The following is a 15,899-nucleotide window of genomic DNA, read 5'->3' as shown; positions in this document are numbered from 1 at the left end:
CGTGGACCCCTACTCATAAAAACGCAGCTGACACGAGGAAAAAGTGTCAGCTGCGTCATGACTACTCGCTATGCACCCGGATGGTGAAGGCCTTGAATCGTTGCACACGCCACTGGCTGACAACGAGAGGGAATCACCTGCCCCATCCTGGCCCATGGGTCGGCAACGACGCTCCGGCGTTACCGGAGCGAGTTGACCGGGAAGTCGGGGCAAGTGCCCCATCACGACCGACGGGCAGACCATCACGCGCAGCCTATTGCTGCGACTGGAAATGAGTCCTTAAAAGGGCATCTTGAAGCCGGGAGGCAGTTGCATGCCGCCGGTCAGCTCGCCCATCTTGGCCTTGTTCTGCTCTTCGACGCGACGCACGGCATCGTTGACAGCCGCAGCCACCAGATCTTCCAGCATCTCTTTGTCATCTTCCATCAGGCTCGGGTCGATTTCGATGCGACGCACGCTGTGGCTGCCGGCCATGGTGACCTTGACCATGCCAGCGCCGGCTTCACCGACTACTTCCATCTGGGCAAGCTGCTCTTGCATCTTCTGCATGCGCTCTTGCATCTGTTGGGCCTGTTTCATCAGGTTCCCCATTCCACCTTTACCAAACATATGTCGTCTCTCGTCTTGAAATCCGGCATCCAGCGCCGGGCCGTGGGTTTACCCGTCCTAAATGGGGACAGCCAAACCGTTTTTCAACCGGGCACCAGGCCCGGATGGTGTGATCAGTTGCTCAGCGGCTCTATGCTGTCGTGGTGCAGCATGGCGCCAAACCGCTGTTGCAAGAATTGCACGTTGGGATCCTGCTCCAGATCCCGGGTGACCTGCTCCCGCACCCCGAGATAGAGGCGGTGCTCAATCTCGAGCGGGGTTTCCCGCTCGGGCACCACCCCCAGGGTGACGTCCACCTGTACCGCCAGCCCCAGCTCGGGGCCGATGATCTCGGCCAGATCGGCGCGCGCCCTGTCGCTCACCAGATGGCGCTGCTCGGGTTTGAGGGTCAGCAGCACCTTGTCACCCTGCTGCTCCATCACCGAATTGATGGCCAGCTGGCGCAGGCGGCCGCCCACACCGGTGCGGGCAATCAGTTCGGCCCAATGGTCGCCGCAATTGGCCAGCAGCGAAGAGGGGATCAATCTGGCCGCCACCTCGCTTCCCTGCGGCTGGTTGTCGCTCTCCAGCTCGTTCCAGTCGATGGTTTCCATGACCGAGGCGGCTGGCTCGCTGATGGTCGCCTCAGGGGGCGTTGCAACGGCGGCCGGGACACTCGGTGCAGCAACCGTCTGCCGGCCGGCGCTGCCATCCAGATCCCAGGGCGGCAGATCATCCGCCTGGGGACGCGCGGCAGGCGCTGGCTGCATCACCTGGGTGGTTCGCTCCGGCAAGGGAGCGCTGGCAAACGCATCGTTGAAACCCTGATTCAGATACTCTTCGTAGTCGCTGCCGCTCTCTTCATAGGCATCGAGCGGCGGCAATTCATCGTAACCTGACTGGGCCGCCTGGGCAGCTGCCTGCACCCGGGGGGCACTCGGGGAGTGGGGCGTCGAGGGCGGCATGGCCGCAGCCGGTGCCATCGGTGCCGGTTTGGCGGCCGCCATCGGCTTGACCGGCGTCGCCCGGGCTGGCGCCGCATTGCCGCTCGGCTCGCCGCGCAGGCGGCTTCGCAGCAGATTGCGCTTGCCCAGCAGACTTTGCATGCTGGCCACCGTTGAAGAGACACACCCCTCCCCGCTGTCAGCCACTTCGTCAGCCACATTCGTTGGTACGGCGCCTTGTACGGAGGACGCGGGCTGGGCAGCGGCAGGCTGAGCCGTGGGCGCAATAGGTTCGGGCGCGGCTTCATAACCCATCTGCTCGGCCTCACGCAGCAGCTCCGCCTGCTCGGCAAACAGCGGATCCAGCTCGGCGCCGCCTTCCGGCTCCGCCATGTCAGCCAACTGTGGGTGAGGCTGGGCGGCCTGTCCGGCCTCCTGCGCCCCTTGGTGCTCGACCGATGCAGAAGAAGTAACCGGCGCAGGCGAGTTCGCGGCGTCGGCTGACGGAGCCTGCGGCATCATGCCGGTGGCCGGGGGTGGCTCAACCCCCTCGGGCTTTCCCATGGCGGGGGCCGGGCTCCTCGCACCGGCGGCGGGCAGGCCACCGAGTGCCGGAGGCAGCGCCGTCAGGCTGGCGGGGTGCAGCACCTCGCGCCGGGGCGAGAAGGCCAGCATCCGCAGGCAGGTCATCTCCAGTGCGGTGCGGCCATCGGGGGCCCAGGGCAGATCCTTGCGGCCACCCAGCACAATCTGATAGCAGAGCTGCACCTCTTCCGGGCTCATGGCCTGGGCCAGCTGCAGCAGGGCATCGGCATCCGCCCCCTGCTCCTGCACGGTGGCGGGCAACAGCTGCGCCATGGCGATGCGATGGAGCAGCCCTTCCAGCTCGGCATGGAGCTGATCAAAGTCGGGGCCCAGGGTCGCTATCTCGGTGATCTTGGCCATGGTGGCGGGTGCATCCTGACGCAGCACAGCTTCCAGCAGCTGGTGCAGATGGCGGTGATCCAGGGTCCCCAACATGGCCAGCACGCTGTCGGTGCGCACGCTGCCATTGCCGTGGGCCAGCGCCTGATCGGTCAGGCTCAGGGCATCGCGCATGCTGCCATCCGCCGCCTTGGCCAGGGCCAGCAAGGCGCGCGGCTCGAAGGGTTGTCCCTCCTGATCCAGCACCCATTCGAGCTGCTTGGCGATCTGGGTCTGATCCAGACTCTTCAGATGAAACTGCAGGCAGCGCGAAAGGATGGTGATGGGCAGCTTCTGAGGATCCGTGGTGGCCAGCAGGAACTTCACATAGGGGGGCGGCTCTTCCAGGGTTTTCAGCAGCGCGTTGAAGCTGTGGCGCGACAACATGTGCACTTCGTCGATGAGATAGACCTTGAAACGGCCACGGGCCGGTCGGTACTGGACGTTGTCGAGCAGCTCGCGGGTATCTTCCACCTTGGTGCGCGACGCCGCGTCTATCTCCAGCAGATCGACGAAGTTGCCCTGATCGATCTCGCGGCATGTGTCGCACACGCCGCACGGATGGCTGCTGATCCCCTGCTCGCAGTTGAGGCTCTTGGCCAGGATGCGCGCGATGGTGGTCTTGCCGACTCCGCGAGTACCGCTCAGCAGATAGGCGTGATGCAGCCGTCCCTGATCCAGGGCGTTGGCCAAGGCGGTCAGCACATGATGCTGGCCTACCACTTGTTCAAACGTATGGGGGCGCCATTTACGCGCCAGAACCTGATAGCTCATAGATCTCGATGCAGGGATGACAAGGCATTGAGGCTGGATGCTAACACAAATGCGGGGCGGGCTGTATCGGCTATCGGCCGAGGCGGGAGGGATCGCTTGAATTTCAAACCGATGCCCGCTCGGGCACCGGTTTGGACGCAGGCAACGGGCTGACGAGGCCCGTCTGCGTGATCGGACTGGCGGCTTATTCGCCCGGCAGTTCGACCAGGGAGACCACCTTGACGCCGGCGGCGGTCAGGCGGGCATCACCACCCAGCGACGGCAGGGAGATGATGAAGGCGGCATCGGCCACTTCGCCGCCGGCACGGCGGATCAGCTTGACGGTGGCATCGACGGTGCCGCCGGTAGCCAGCAGATCGTCCACCACCAGTACCTTGTCACCGGGCACGATGGCGTCGGTGTGCAGTTGCAGGGTGTCGGTGCCATATTCGAGGGCGTAGGACTCCTCGATGACGGCGCGGGGCAGCTTGCCCGGCTTGCGAACCGGCACGAAGCCCAGACCCATGGCGAAGGCTACCGGCGCGCCGAAGATGAAGCCGCGCGCTTCGGTACCGACAATCTTGGTGATCCCTTGATCACGGTAGTGATTGGCCAGCAGATCGATGGTGGCCTTGAAGGCCTCGGCATTCTCGATCAGGCTGGTGATGTCGCGAAACAGAATGCCCGGCTTCGGATAGTCGGGAATGGTCTTGATGCTCGCTTCGATAAATTTCAGGGTTTCCGGATTCATGGTTTGACCGTTTGTTTTTCGACGCAGATGGTCGTTTCTCTCAGCTTCCCGCCAGCGGGAAATAAAAAGGCCCGTCACGCAAAAATGACGGGCCGACTCCATAGCATTATTGCCGCAATAGCTTAGGGACTTCACTTCTCCATTGCAACTGGCTCCAGCACCGGCAGGCGCATTAACCAGGTGAGCAGGATCACCATTATGGCAATGAGCAGCAGCCTGACCCACATCATGGGCACCACTGCCAGCGACACCGAAAAGGAGAGCAGAATAAAGAAAATAGCGCGCCGCCTGGCATGGCGACGAATGCCGCGATACTGCTGCCAGTCCTGGATGGGGGGGCCGAACCAGGGGTGCGCCAGCAACCAGCCATGAAAGCGGGGGGACGTGCGGGCAAACAACGCCGCCGCCAGCAACATGAAGGGGGTGGTCGGCAGCAGGGGCAGGACTATCCCGACTATCCCGGTGGCGAAGGCAAGCCAGCCCAGGGCCATCAGACACCAGCGTTTCATGGGTACTCCTCTGAATATATCTCTGCCTTTAGCCTAACAGAGTTGGCCCGTAAGCAGACAGTCTGGCCCAGGCGACGGCCGTCGATTGGGTTCATCGAGTGGGCAAACGGCTGACAATCCCGGCCATTGCCACTACAATCTGCGCTCTTTTTTCTCTGTTTGCCCTGCGGAACCGGTTATGCGCGTTATTTTGGCCCCCATGCAGGGGGTGCTGGATCACTTGATGCGGGAGGTGCTCACCTCCGTCAACGACTACGACCTCTGCGTCAGCGAATTCATCCGGGTGGTCGATCAGCTGCTGCCCGCCAAGGTGTTCCATCGCCTCTGCCCCGAGCTCAAGCAGGACGGCAAGACCCGGGCCGGCACGCCGGTGCGGGTACAGCTGCTGGGCCAACACCCCGAATGGCTGGCCGAGAACGCGCTGCGCGCCATCGAGCTTGGCTCCCCCGGCGTCGATCTCAACTTTGGCTGCCCCGCCCCCACGGTCAACAAGAGCAAGGGGGGCGCCGTGCTGCTCAAGGAGCCCGAGACCATCTATCGCATCGTCAAGGCGGTGCGCGAAGCGGTGCCGGCCCATCTGCCGGTGAGCGCCAAGATCCGCCTCGGCTACGATGACAAGGATCTCTATCTGGAGAACGCCCAGGCGGTTCATCAGGCCGGGGCCAACGAGCTGGCCGTGCACGCCCGCACCAAGCGCGAAGGCTACAAGGCGCCGGCTCACTGGGAGTATGTGGACGCCATTCGCCGTGCCCTGCCCATCCCGGTCACCGCCAACGGCGAGATCTGGAACCATGCCGATGCCCTCACCTGTGCCCGGGTGTCCGGCTGCGATGCCCTGATGGTGGGCCGCGGCGCCATCTCGTTGCCCAACCTGGCCAACGTGATGAAAACCGGCTGTGCCCACATGAGCTGGGCCGAGGTGCTGCAGTTGATGGTGAGCTACACCGAGCAGGATTTGGCCAGCGAGAAGGCCGACTACTACCCGAGTCGCATCAAGCAGTGGTTCAGCTACCTCAAGCGGGAGTATCCCGAGGCAGACCAGCTGTTTCAGGAGATCCGGGTACTCAAGGAGACCCATCCCATTCGGGACGCCCTGCTGCAGGCCGCGAAAACTGTGATCTAACCGTTCTTTACTTGACGCATATCATCTTGATAATCCTGTCGCTTCCCTATACTGCCCACAATTTGTTATTCGTCCGTTGGGGGCTAGTGTGTGTGAAATGACGCAAGCTCAGTTGGCCGTGTGGCGTGATCGCCTGCTGACTGACTGGGCGCAAGTAAGAGAAGAGCTGATCGGTCAGCTCAAAGCCTGTCGGCGTGACGAGTGGGCGGAGCAGGTGGATCACTGCGAGCGGGATCAGCTGGTCGATCTCACCAGCCGCCTCGACTTGCCCAAGGTGGAGCAGAGCGTGGCCCGGCTCAAGCGGATCGATGCGGCGCTTTGCCAGATGGATCTGGGCCTCTATGGCCTCTGCTCCGACTGCGAGGAGCCGCTGGCCATCGAATCGCTGGAGCAGGACCCTACCCTGCAACGCTGCCCGCGCTGCGAAGCCCGCTATCGCAAGGGATTCCACGCCCACGAGCTCTGAGGGATGCACCTTCGTGCATCCTTTCCCCCGGGCTGGTCAGCCCGACATTTCTATTCAATAATCAACAACAACCACGCTGAACAGGGATAGCTCCGTGTACAGAGTCTTGTTGTTATGGTGTTTGTGCACCGCCGCCTGGGCGCAGGAGTCACTGCAGGTGGGCTGGGCCAGCTGGCACCCGTTCAGCTTTCGCGACGAACAGCAGCAGCTGCAGGGGCTGGACATCGACCTGCTGCAAGCCATCTTCAGCCGGGCTGGCTTTAGCGCCAGCTACAGCGAGATGCCCTGGGCTCGCGTACTGCGCGAGCTGGAGTTCGGCACCATCCAGCTCACCATGTCCGCCAACCAGACCGCCGAGCGCGAGCGGTACGCCCGCTTCAGCCTGCCCTATCGCAACGAAGAGACAGTGCTGCTGGTGCGCCGTCAGGACAGGGCGCGCTGGCAAGGGATCACCCAACTCTCGGACCTGCTGCCACGGCAGGATTTCACCATAGGGATGATGCGTGATTTTGATTACGGCACCGATTTTCGCACCTTCATGCAATCGCCCCAGATGCAGGATCGGCTGCTGGCTCGCCTGCGGATGGAGCCCTTGCTCAAGCTGCTGCTGGCCGGTCGCATTCAGGGAGTGGTCATCGATCCCATGGGGCTGCAGGAGATGAACCTGGCCGGTATCCCGCTCGATGACCTCACCCCCCTGCTCAATATCCAGCGCACACCGGTACATCTGATGCTGAGCCGGCGCACCACCACGCCAGCCCAGCTGCACCGGCTGGACGAGGCCATCCAGGCGCTGCTCACCAGCCCGGAATACACCCAGATCCTGGCCCGCTATCGTTATCAGTTGCCGCCCATCAGATGAAAAAACGGGCCCAGTGGGCCCGTTCTCTTGTGCGCTATCTCATTGGGCCAACAGATGGCCAACCAGCTCAAAGCGCCAGCCCTGCAGCAGCATGGGCTTGTCGGCTCGGGCCCGCTCTTCGTCGCTCATGCGCCAGCTCCAGGTGAAGTACTGGTGAATGATCTTCTTGCTGGCCACCAGTTCGGGCGGAATATTGCTGGCCTTGGCCTTCTCTTCCACCATCCCCTTGATGCGCTTGAGCTCGGCCTTGTACTGGGGGTAATCCACCAGCCGGCGAATGGGCTCGGGCCAGCCGGCGGGATCGCTCTGCTGGGCGGCGGCCACGATATCCAGCATCCGCTTGCCGTGGATCTTGATCTCGATGGGGGCCAGCCCCAGCTCGTTGAGATCCCGCAGGGAGGTGGGCTTGCGCTCCGCCACCTTGAACAGGTGCAGCTCCTTGACCACGAAGTTGAGGGCCAGATCCCGGCGCACCGCCTCCTGCTGACGCCAGGCGGCCAGCTCGCGCAGTATCGCCAGCTCGCGGCGCCCCAACTGCCAGGCGTTGACGATGTCGAGATAGGCCTGACGGGGATCGCTGCTCTGGGTCTTGCGGGCGGAGTGGTTCTGGCACTCCTGCTCGAACCAGGCGAACTTGCCGCTTTCACGCAGCGCCGCCATCACCTTGTCGTAGAGAGGCAGCAGATAGAAGACGTCGGCCGCCGCATACTCGAGCTGACGGGGGGTGAGCGGACGAGCCAGCCAGTCGGTACGGGCCTGATCCTTTTCCAGGGTCACGCCGAGAAACTCGTTGACCAGGGCGCCGAAGCCCACCGAGACCCCGTGGCCCAGAAAGGCCGCCGCCAGCTGGGTGTCGTGCATCTGGTTGGGCAGATGGCCCGCCTGATGCTGGATGAGCTCCAGATCTTCGCCGGAGGCGTGCAAAATGGCGATCTGCCCTGCCCGACCGAGTCGCTGCCAGAGGGAGGAGAGATCCAGCGTCAAGGGATCCAGCAGCGCCAGCTGGTGGCCGTCGTAGATCTGGAACAGGCCCAGCTGGGGGTAATAGGTACGGGTGCGGACGAATTCAGTATCGATGGCCAGGGGAACGTCGGCCAGGGAGGCGAGATACTGATCCAGTTCGGCTTGCTGTGAAATGAGTTGATAATGCATCTGTGCCTGCGCGTTGATCAGGGCCAAAAGAAAAAACCGTGGGCTGACCCACGGTTTTGCATAACGACGGCATGCTGCTTGGCAGCGCCACGCCGGTTACTGCTTGGCAATCTCCTCGTCGCGCAGCACGCGGCGCAGGATCTTGCCCACATTGGTCTTGGGAAGTTCGTCACGAAATTCTACCAGTTTCGGGACCTTATAGGCAGTCAGATGTTTGCGGCAGTGCGCAATAATCTCGTCTTCCAGCAGCTTTGGATCTTTCTTGACCACGAAGATCTTCACCAGCTCTCCGGAGACCTTGTGCGGCACGCCAACGGCGGCCACTTCCAGCACTTTCGGGTGGAGCGCCACCACGTCTTCAATTTCGTTCGGATAGACGTTGAAGCCGGAGACCAGGATCATGTCTTTCTTGCGATCGACGATCTTGAAGAAGCCCTGCTCGTCGCACACCGCGATATCACCGGTACAGAGCCAGCCGTCCTGCATCACCTCGGCGGTGGCTTCCGGCCGCTGCCAGTAGCCGCTCATCACCTGCGGACCGCGTACCTGCATCTCCCCCGGCTTGCCGAGTTCGTGGATCACCTGGCCGTTGTCATCCACCAGCCGGATGTCGGTGGAGCAGACCGGCAGGCCGATGGAACCGTTGTAGTCCACCAGATCGTAGGGGCAGACGCTCACCAGGGGTGAACACTCGGTCAGGCCGTAACCTTCCAGCAGCGGGGTGTCGGTCAACGCCTTCCACTGCTCGGCCACCGCCCGCTGCACCGCCATGCCGCCGCCGATGGTGAGCTTGAGCTTGTCAAAGGGCATGCTCTGGAACTCGCCATTGTTGACCAGCGCGTTGAACAGGGTGTTGACCCCGGTGATGCAGGTGAAGTGGTACTTCTTGATCTCTTTGACAAAGCCCGGGATGTCGCGCGGGTTGCTGATCAGCAGGTTGTAGCCACCCAGACGCATGAACAGCAGGCAGTTCACGGTCAGCGCGAAGACGTGGTAGAGCGGCAGCGCGGTGACCACGAACTCCTTGCCCCGCTCCAGCACAGGGCCATAGACACCGAGGCACTGCTCCACGTTGGCGATCATGTTGCGGTGGGTCAGCATGGCCCCCTTGGAGAGGCCGGTGGTGCCGCCGGTGTATTGCAGGAAGGCGAGATCGTCGTTGTTGATCTCGGGCTTGATGTACTGCAGATAGCGCCCCTTGGCCAATGCCTGACGCATGGTGCTGGCGTGGGGCAGATTGTACTTGGGCACCAGCTTCTTGACGTATTTCACCACGAAGTTGACCAGGGTCCCCTTGGCCAGCCCCAGGTTGTCCCCCATCCGGGTCAAGATCACGTGCTTGACCGGGGTGTCATAGACCACTTTTTCCAGGGTGTGGGCAAAGTTGGAGACGATGACGATGGCCTTGGCGCCGGAGTCCTTGAGCTGATGCTCCAGCTCGCGCGGGGTGTAGAGCGGGTTGACGTTGACCACTATCATGCCGGCACGCAGGATGCCGAACACGGCGATGGGGTACTGCAGCAGGTTGGGCATCATCACGGCGACCCGGTCGCCCTGGCTCAGCTTGAGCTCGTTTTGCAGGTAGGCGGCAAAGGCGCGGGACTGCTCCTCGAGACGACGATAGGTAATGGTCTGCCCCATGTTGACAAAGGCAGGCTGGTCGGCGAACTCGGTCACCGACTCTTCAAACATCTCGACCAGGGAGCTGTATTGGTCTGGATTGATCTCGGCGGGCACCCCTTCTGGATAACGCTTCAGCCAGACTTTTTCCACGAACTTCTCCTGCATAACTAGCACCTGTGCGCTCACTGTGTTGCCTCCGTCCCTGTTCACATCCATTTCAAGCAGTTGTTTTAAGCTCATACTCTAATGCCGCCCATATTTACATAGGGCAACATCAATTAACAGCGAATTAACAACAGAAAATGTGAGGGGGAAGACAAACCTGGAATTATTGAAAGCCGCCGATTCTACCGAATTTGACAAAATTTTTCGATACAAACCGCGGTCTCTGCCGAATTTTCCATATGAAAATGGTGGTTTCCCGCCAAAATGACACGTTCAATGCGTGTAAAGGCGGCATGACGCTCTCCCCACTGTACCTGCAGGCTGGCAAAACCCTCTGCGCCGGCGATAAACAGCACCGGGCAACGGATGGCCCGGATCAGCGCCTGGGCCTGCCCCTCGCTCATGCGCATGGGGGAGAGATCCCGCAAACGGGGATCGCTGCGCCAGTGCCAGCGCCCTGCCCGCGCTTCCAGCTGCCGCTCGCAGATAAGGCGTGCCGCACTCGGGGTGATGTCCGCCACCTTGCAGCGCGCCGCCACCGCCTCGTCGATGGAGGCAAAGCCCTGGGAGGCTCGCTCGCGGGTTCTGCTGCGGTTGAGGATGGCTCGGCGCAGCTGCTCCGGCACGGCGTCGTCCGGCTGACTGAGGGGTCCGAGTCCCTCCAGCAGAATGAGCCGCTCCACCTGCTCGGGGAAGACCCCAGCATAGGCGGAGGCAATCAGCGCCCCCAGGGAGTGGCCCAGCAGCACAAAACGCGACCAGCCGGCGGCCTGGGTGATCTGATAGAGATCGTCCAGCCAGTCGACAAAGACATAGGGCGTGTTCTTGTGATCCGAGCGACCGTGCCCCGGCAGATCGACACAAACGAGGTGAAAGTGAGTCAGAAAGGGGGCCAGGGGCACAAAGCTTGCGCTGTTGTCGAGCCAGCCATGCAGGGCAAGCAGCAGCGGTTTGTCCCCCTGCTCTCCCTGCGCCGGCAGGCTCTCGAGCAAGGCAACCCGGCGGCCGTCGGCCAGGGTCAGGAAGCGCTCTTGCAGCAAGGTGTTCATGCCCAGCTCCTAGCGGCGCAGCGGCCGTCTCGGCCAGTAGGGATCATAGAAGGGGTCGTAGAAGTAGGGATCCATGTAGCGGATCTCCACCTCCTTAACCGGCGGCCACAGCTTGCTGCCCGTCACCTTGAGCACCGAGAAGCGATATTTATGCTCGCCAATCTGGCTGTCCACCGGCTGAGCTATGGTGCCGAGCACCGTCAGGCTGCGCCCCTTGGCATAGAGGGTCGGGTCGACAAAACCCTGCATGATGGCCAGAAAACGGCCCGGGCTCTGTTCGGTCTGCTCCGGCACCCCGTTGGACTTGAGCGGCAGATAGACCACCTCGATGACGCTCTGATCCGCCTTGTTGTGTACCGACGAGATGACGCCGCTCCAGCGGGCCGGCTTGCCTTCCAGGCCGGCAAGCGCCGGCTGGTAGGCCACCAGCTGGTTGGCGGGCTCATAGGCCAGCTCTTGCGGGACCGAGCTGCAGGCACCGAGCAGAAGGCCGGCGGCCCCCATCACCATTGCACGCTTCAACATGTCACTCTCCTTGAGTCGGGCTGGGCCCGACCTCTCAACCGCCCGCATGGGGCCTGTGTCGACCGGCATGAGCGACAAGTCTGCCACTCCTGCCCTTATTCGCGACCCGGCAGCTTCTTCCAGGTCACCTTGTCACGCAAATATACCGGGGTCGCCTGCTCGACCGCCACCGCCTCGCCGGCCAGCCAGGCGCTGCGGGCAAGCGGCAGCATGTCCTCTGCCGCCGGGAAGCGTACCTGGCTGGTCACCAGCTCGTCGGCCAGCGCAGCGAGGGTCTCGCCATAGGTCTCAAATCCGGTACCGACGCGGGTAAAGCTGCCCGGCAGCATGCCGCGGGACGCCACCAGTGCGGCGGGGCCGCTCACCACCTCTTCGCCCACCAGCTGGATGCGGCCATCGATGAGCTCATAATGGCCGAAGTAGACCTCGTCCATGCGCGCGTCAATGGCGGTCAACACCCGCTCGGCGCCGTCCAGCCGATGAGCCCCCTGCGCCATGGCGGCCAGGGTGGAGATGCCGATCAGCGGTACACCTGCGCCCAGCGCCAGCCCCTGCGCCACGCCGATGCCGATCCGCACCCCGGTAAAGGAGCCGGGACCACGGCCAAAGGCGATGGCATCGAGCTCGTCCAAGGTTACCCCGGCCTCGTCCAACACAGCCTGAACCATGGGCAGGATTTTACGGGTGTGATCCCGCGGCGCCTCTTCCCAACGGGAGAATACCTTTTCCCCCACCAGCAAGGCGGCGGAGCAGGCTTCGGTGGCGGTATCTACGGCCAGGATCTTCAACTCGTTCATGCTTTCCAATCTCTATAAAATCAGTCAATTACATAATCTGCAAGCAGGCTCTGCCAGCAGTTTTCACATTCTGGTGCGCGAATTGCGGGCCGCCTCGGCCCCTATCGGCAGCGTGGTCGTCACGCCATCGCACGGGTGCGCAGCATCTTCGGTAGATTCAGCCCTTGCGATCGAAAAACCCGCCCAGGGTGGCCAGCTCTCGAGTCCGAGGAATCGCGGGCAGGCTCTTGATGAAGGTCGCGCCGTAGGGTTTGTTGACCATGCGGGGATCACAGATGACCAGTACGCCGTGATCACTGCGATCACGAATGAGTCGCCCCACCCCCTGCTTCAAGGCAATTACCGCCTTGGGCAGCTGGATATCGGCGAAGGGATCGCCGCCCCTGAGCTTGCAATCATCCACCCGCGCCTTCAGCAGCGGATCGTCGGGGCTGGCAAACGGCAGCTTGTCGATGATAACACAGGAGAGCGCGGCACCACGCACGTCGATCCCCTCCCAGAAGCTGCTGGTCGCCACCAGCACGGCGCGGCCATTCTCGACGAACTCCTTGAGCAGCCGCTGCTTGTTGTCCTCCCCCTGCAGCAACACGGTGCGACCGATCTCCCGGCGCAGCACCTCGGCCACCTGGCGCATCACCTGATGACTGGTACAGAGGAAGAAACAGCCCCCCGGCGTCTTGTTGATGAGCGGGATCATCAGGTTGGCCAGCTGCTCGCCCCGACCAAAGGCATTGGGCTCGGGCAGAAAGCGCGGCACACACAGGCGCGCCTGCTCGCCATAGTCGAACGGGCTGTCGAGAATAAGCTCGGCGCTGCCGGCCAGCCCCAACTCCGCCTTGAAGTGATCAAAGCGCATGTCCACTGTCAGCGTGGCCGAGGTAAACACCCAGGCTACCTCGGGGCGCAGCACCTCGGCGCCAAAGCGCTCGGCCACCGACAGCGGGGTCAGATTGAGGGTGAAATGGAGCCGCGAGCAGTCATACCAGTAGGAGAAACCGGTCTGATTGACCGCCAGCACCTCGCCAAGGCGAGTGCGCAGCTCACTGATGCGCTCGAAACAGTGGTCAAGCTGCTCCCCTCGCCCCAGCGCCAGCTTCAGCACCTCGTAACACAGGCCGAGGGCATCGTTGAGGCGGGCCAGCGCCTGGCCCCAGAGCGGTTGGCGCAACATGTCGCGGGTGTTGCCACGACCGCCGTCCACCCCGAAGGCGAGCCGCAAGTCCTGGCTCGCGATGGCGAGCCTGTCCGCCGCCTTGCCAAGCTGACCCATGTCGTGGGCCTCGGCCCGATAGGCAAGCTGGATATCCTGCGCCAGATCCTGGATGGTGCGGCTGCCCACCGACTTGCCGAAGTAGTTGGTGGCGATCTCGGGCAGCTGGTGCGCTTCGTCAAACACATAGACCTGCGCTTCTGGCACCAGCTCGCCAAATCCGGTGTCTTTCACCGCCATGTCGGCGAAGAAGAGGTGATGGTTGATCACCACCACCTGGGCATCCATGGCGCGGCGGCGGGCCACCACCAGATGGCAGTCATCGTAATAGGGACAATCGCGGCCGAGGCAGTTTTCATTGGTGCTGGTGACGTGGGCGAGGATCTCGGCGTTCTCCTGCAGCCCCGGAATGTCCCCCACGTCTCCGTTGTCGGTGGCGGTGGACCAGGACTTCACCTTGACCAGATCGTTGAGCACTTCCGGTTTTTGCAGGTGGGATTCGCTGAGCAGCCGGTTCATCCGCTCGATGCAAAGATAGTTGCTGCGCCCCTTGAGCAGGGCCACCGGCGGGGTATAGGAGAGTGCGCCGGTGATGGTCGGCAGGTCTCGATAGAAGAGCTGCTCCTGCAGGTTCTTGGATCCGGTACTGATCACCACCCGCTTGCCGGACTCCAGCGCCGGCACCAGATAGGCGTAGGTTTTGCCGGTACCTGTGCCCGCCTCCACCAGCAAGCGACCGTGTGACTTGATGGCGTTGGCCACCGCTTCGGCCATCTCCAGTTGCGGGGCGCGGGCGACAAAACCGTCGATGTGGCTGGCCAGAGGGCCGTCTGGCTTGAACAGGGTCTGGATGGTCAAAGGGGCGTCCCGCTGCAACAAAAGGGGGCATTATGCCAAAAAGGTGGCAAAAGCGGGACTGACTTCTGCCCCTAGACGAAGAGATCGATCTGGTGATCGGGATCCGGCTTGTGATCGTCCTCTTCAGGCTTTTCCTGATCACGCTTGGCGGAGGGGTAAGGCTGCTGGCGCTGCTGGGAGTCACCGTTGTCGGTGCTGGTCTTGCGCAGCTGATGCTTCTGGCTGATCTGGGTTACTTCCCGCTTGATGTCGTCACTGCTCGGCGCGGCCGGCGCCCTGGGCAGAATGGGGAATAACAGGTCCTGGCTGGGCATGATGTCGCCTCCTCTGGCTCACCTTGTCTAGTTATCGACCATAAAACCGTTTTCTCAACTTTAATCGACCAAATCACATTTTCCGGTTGCTTTTTCCGTCAAGGCAGGTAGTTTAAATCGGGCGTCAACTACGACATCTTATTTGTAAAGGATTGATTACATGCAGTTCACCAGCCTGAAGACTCATCACCACCATCATCATCCCGAATAGTCTTTCAGGAGGTTGACTGCTGGAAGACACTTAACTGGTGACTTCCAAAAGGACCGCAAGATTCATAAACCCTCGGAAGCACCCACTTCCGAGGGTTTTTTCGTTTTTGACTAGAAGGAAATCGAGCAATGGAAACACAACGTCTGCGCATCGCCATGCAAAAATCCGGTCGTCTGAGCCAGGACTCCCAGGCCCTGTTCAAGAGCTGCGGCCTCAAGATCAACCTGCGCGAGCAGCGCCTCATCGCCCATGTCGAGAACATGCCCATCGACATCCTGCGGGTGCGCGATGACGACATCCCGGGGCTGGTGATGGAAGGGGTGGTCGACCTTGGCATCATCGGCGAGAACGTGCTGGAAGAGGTGCAGCTTATCCGCGCCTCCCAGGGCCAGCCCTTTGCGGTCAAGACCCTCAAACAGCTCGACTTCGGCGGCTGCCGCCTCTCCCTGGCGGTGCCGGACGATGTCAACTACACCGGGCCAGAGAGCCTCGCCGGCAAGCGCATCGCCACCTCCTACCCTGGGCTGCTCAAGCGCTTCTTCGACGAGAAGGGGCTCGGTTTCAAGAGCGTGATGCTGGGCGGCTCGGTGGAAGTGGCGCCGCGCGCGGGCCTGGCCGACGCCATCTGCGATCTGGTCTCCACCGGTGCCACCCTGGAGGCCAACGGCCTCAAAGAGGTGGAGGTTATCTACCGCTCCAAGGCGGTGCTGGTGCAAGCGCCCAACCCCTTGTCCGATGCCAAGCAGAAGATCATCGACACCCTGCTGCCCCGCATTCAGGGGATGCAGCAGGCGCGCGAGAGCAAGTACATCATGCTGCACGCCCCCAAGGACAAGCTCGATGCCATCACCGATCTGCTGCCGGGCGCCGAGCGACCCACCATCATGCAGCTGGCGGGCGAGACCAATCAGGTGGCGTTGCACGTCGTCTCCAGCGAGACCCTGTTCTGGGAGACCATGGAGCAGCTCAAGGCGCTGGGTGCCAGCTCCATTCTGGTGCTGCCCATCGAGAAGATGATGGAATAAGGAAGGGACAT

At 62.3% G+C, this 15,899-nt stretch carries 15 protein-coding genes and 1 other annotated feature; of the genes, 4 read left to right on the top strand and 11 right to left on the bottom strand.

Annotated features, from left to right (window positions below; genetic code table 11):
* Window positions 1-279 precede the first annotated feature (279 nt).
* The 4 genes from I6L33_RS15360 to I6L33_RS15345 form a co-directional block, all read right to left on the bottom strand.
* Complete coding sequence (locus tag I6L33_RS15360; protein WP_005301028.1) at window positions 280-609, bottom strand: YbaB/EbfC family nucleoid-associated protein; 330 nt, start codon at window positions 607-609, stop codon at window positions 280-282.
* Between the two features lie 113 nt (window positions 610-722).
* Entirely contained in the window at window positions 723-3,269 is a 2,547-nt protein-coding gene (gene dnaX / locus I6L33_RS15355) for a DNA polymerase III subunit gamma/tau (RefSeq protein WP_216972854.1), read from the bottom strand.
* 184 nt (window positions 3,270-3,453) lie between these two features.
* Entirely contained in the window at window positions 3,454-3,999 is a 546-nt protein-coding gene (gene apt, locus I6L33_RS15350; RefSeq protein WP_005301034.1) for an adenine phosphoribosyltransferase, read from the bottom strand.
* A 131-nt stretch (window positions 4,000-4,130) separates the two neighbouring features.
* Window positions 4,131-4,508, bottom strand: coding sequence for a YbaN family protein (locus tag I6L33_RS15345; protein ID WP_024941757.1), 378 nt, complete (start codon window positions 4,506-4,508; stop codon window positions 4,131-4,133).
* Between the two features lie 178 nt (window positions 4,509-4,686).
* On the opposite strand from I6L33_RS15345, the gene dusC reads away from it, so the two are divergent.
* The 3 genes from dusC (at window position 4,687) to I6L33_RS15330 (ending at window position 6,959) form a co-directional block, all read left to right on the top strand.
* Window positions 4,687-5,631 (top strand): tRNA dihydrouridine(16) synthase DusC, encoded by a 945-nt coding sequence (gene dusC, locus I6L33_RS15340; protein ID WP_010633946.1) that lies wholly within the window; start codon window positions 4,687-4,689, stop codon window positions 5,629-5,631.
* A gap of 97 nt (window positions 5,632-5,728) precedes the next feature.
* Window positions 5,729-6,097, top strand: coding sequence for an RNA polymerase-binding protein DksA (locus I6L33_RS15335; RefSeq protein ID WP_017782825.1), 369 nt, complete (start codon window positions 5,729-5,731; stop codon window positions 6,095-6,097).
* A 94-nt stretch (window positions 6,098-6,191) separates the two neighbouring features.
* The gene (locus I6L33_RS15330) at window positions 6,192-6,959 is read left to right on the top strand and encodes an ABC transporter substrate-binding protein (RefSeq protein WP_017778993.1); all 768 of its coding nucleotides are present in this window, start codon (window positions 6,192-6,194) and stop codon (window positions 6,957-6,959) included.
* Between the two features lie 39 nt (window positions 6,960-6,998).
* Here the strand turns inward: I6L33_RS15330 and rnd are convergent, their stop codons facing one another.
* The 7 genes from rnd to I6L33_RS15295 form a co-directional block, all read right to left on the bottom strand.
* Window positions 6,999-8,111 (bottom strand): ribonuclease D, encoded by a 1,113-nt coding sequence (gene rnd / locus I6L33_RS15325; protein WP_181969393.1) that lies wholly within the window; start codon window positions 8,109-8,111, stop codon window positions 6,999-7,001.
* 96 nt (window positions 8,112-8,207) lie between these two features.
* A complete protein-coding gene (gene fadD, locus I6L33_RS15320; protein ID WP_367948490.1) occupies window positions 8,208-9,884 on the bottom strand; it encodes a long-chain-fatty-acid--CoA ligase FadD in 1,677 nt (558 codons plus the stop codon).
* A gap of 197 nt (window positions 9,885-10,081) precedes the next feature.
* Window positions 10,082-10,948 carry an alpha/beta fold hydrolase gene (locus I6L33_RS15315; protein WP_216972852.1) on the bottom strand — a complete coding sequence of 289 codons (867 nt, stop codon included), beginning with the start codon at window positions 10,946-10,948 and terminating at the stop codon, window positions 10,082-10,084.
* A gap of 9 nt (window positions 10,949-10,957) precedes the next feature.
* Window positions 10,958-11,473, bottom strand: a complete 516-nt coding sequence (locus I6L33_RS15310; protein WP_065017116.1) for a Slp family lipoprotein — start codon at window positions 11,471-11,473, stop codon at window positions 10,958-10,960.
* A 95-nt stretch (window positions 11,474-11,568) separates the two neighbouring features.
* The gene (gene tsaB, locus I6L33_RS15305) at window positions 11,569-12,270 is read right to left on the bottom strand and encodes a tRNA (adenosine(37)-N6)-threonylcarbamoyltransferase complex dimerization subunit type 1 TsaB (RefSeq protein ID WP_005301058.1); all 702 of its coding nucleotides are present in this window, start codon (window positions 12,268-12,270) and stop codon (window positions 11,569-11,571) included.
* 157 nt (window positions 12,271-12,427) lie between these two features.
* Window positions 12,428-14,338 (bottom strand): ATP-dependent DNA helicase, encoded by a 1,911-nt coding sequence (locus tag I6L33_RS15300; RefSeq protein WP_017788103.1) that lies wholly within the window; start codon window positions 14,336-14,338, stop codon window positions 12,428-12,430.
* 71 nt (window positions 14,339-14,409) lie between these two features.
* Window positions 14,410-14,652 (bottom strand): hypothetical protein, encoded by a 243-nt coding sequence (locus I6L33_RS15295; RefSeq protein ID WP_005301068.1) that lies wholly within the window; start codon window positions 14,650-14,652, stop codon window positions 14,410-14,412.
* 186 nt (window positions 14,653-14,838) lie between these two features.
* Window positions 14,839-14,963, top strand: a sequence feature (His leader region).
* Window positions 14,964-14,991: 28 nt separating this feature from the next.
* On the opposite strand from I6L33_RS15295, the gene hisG reads away from it, so the two are divergent.
* Complete coding sequence (hisG, locus tag I6L33_RS15290) at window positions 14,992-15,888, top strand: ATP phosphoribosyltransferase (RefSeq protein ID WP_005301071.1); 897 nt, start codon at window positions 14,992-14,994, stop codon at window positions 15,886-15,888.
* The last annotated feature ends 11 nt before the right edge of the window (window positions 15,889-15,899 follow it).

The organism is Aeromonas sp. FDAARGOS 1403, from assembly GCF_019047325.1.
Lineage (GTDB): Bacteria > Pseudomonadota > Gammaproteobacteria > Enterobacterales > Aeromonadaceae > Aeromonas > Aeromonas dhakensis.
Note: the sequence above shows the minus strand (reverse complement) of the source record. Positions and strands in the feature narration are given on the sequence as shown.

Excerpts from the sequence above, each read along its gene's own strand:
- hisG (WP_005301071.1), top strand. The coding sequence starts at position 14,992 with ATGGAAACACAACGTCTGCGCATCGCCATGCAAAAATCCGGTCGTCTG.
- I6L33_RS15360 (WP_005301028.1), bottom strand. The coding sequence starts at position 609 with ATGTTTGGTAAAGGTGGAATGGGGAACCTGATGAAACAGGCCCAACAG.
- rnd (WP_181969393.1), bottom strand. The coding sequence starts at position 8,111 with ATGCATTATCAACTCATTTCACAGCAAGCCGAACTGGATCAGTATCTC.
- dnaX (WP_216972854.1), bottom strand. The coding sequence starts at position 3,269 with ATGAGCTATCAGGTTCTGGCGCGTAAATGGCGCCCCCATACGTTTGAA.
- I6L33_RS15315 (WP_216972852.1), bottom strand. The coding sequence starts at position 10,948 with ATGAACACCTTGCTGCAAGAGCGCTTCCTGACCCTGGCCGACGGCCGC.
- I6L33_RS15310 (WP_065017116.1), bottom strand. The coding sequence starts at position 11,473 with ATGTTGAAGCGTGCAATGGTGATGGGGGCCGCCGGCCTTCTGCTCGGT.
- I6L33_RS15345 (WP_024941757.1), bottom strand. The coding sequence starts at position 4,508 with ATGAAACGCTGGTGTCTGATGGCCCTGGGCTGGCTTGCCTTCGCCACC.
- I6L33_RS15295 (WP_005301068.1), bottom strand. The coding sequence starts at position 14,652 with ATGCCCAGCCAGGACCTGTTATTCCCCATTCTGCCCAGGGCGCCGGCC.
- dusC (WP_010633946.1), top strand. The coding sequence starts at position 4,687 with ATGCGCGTTATTTTGGCCCCCATGCAGGGGGTGCTGGATCACTTGATG.
- tsaB (WP_005301058.1), bottom strand. The coding sequence starts at position 12,270 with ATGAACGAGTTGAAGATCCTGGCCGTAGATACCGCCACCGAAGCCTGC.
- I6L33_RS15335 (WP_017782825.1), top strand. The coding sequence starts at position 5,729 with ATGACGCAAGCTCAGTTGGCCGTGTGGCGTGATCGCCTGCTGACTGAC.
- apt (WP_005301034.1), bottom strand. The coding sequence starts at position 3,999 with ATGAATCCGGAAACCCTGAAATTTATCGAAGCGAGCATCAAGACCATT.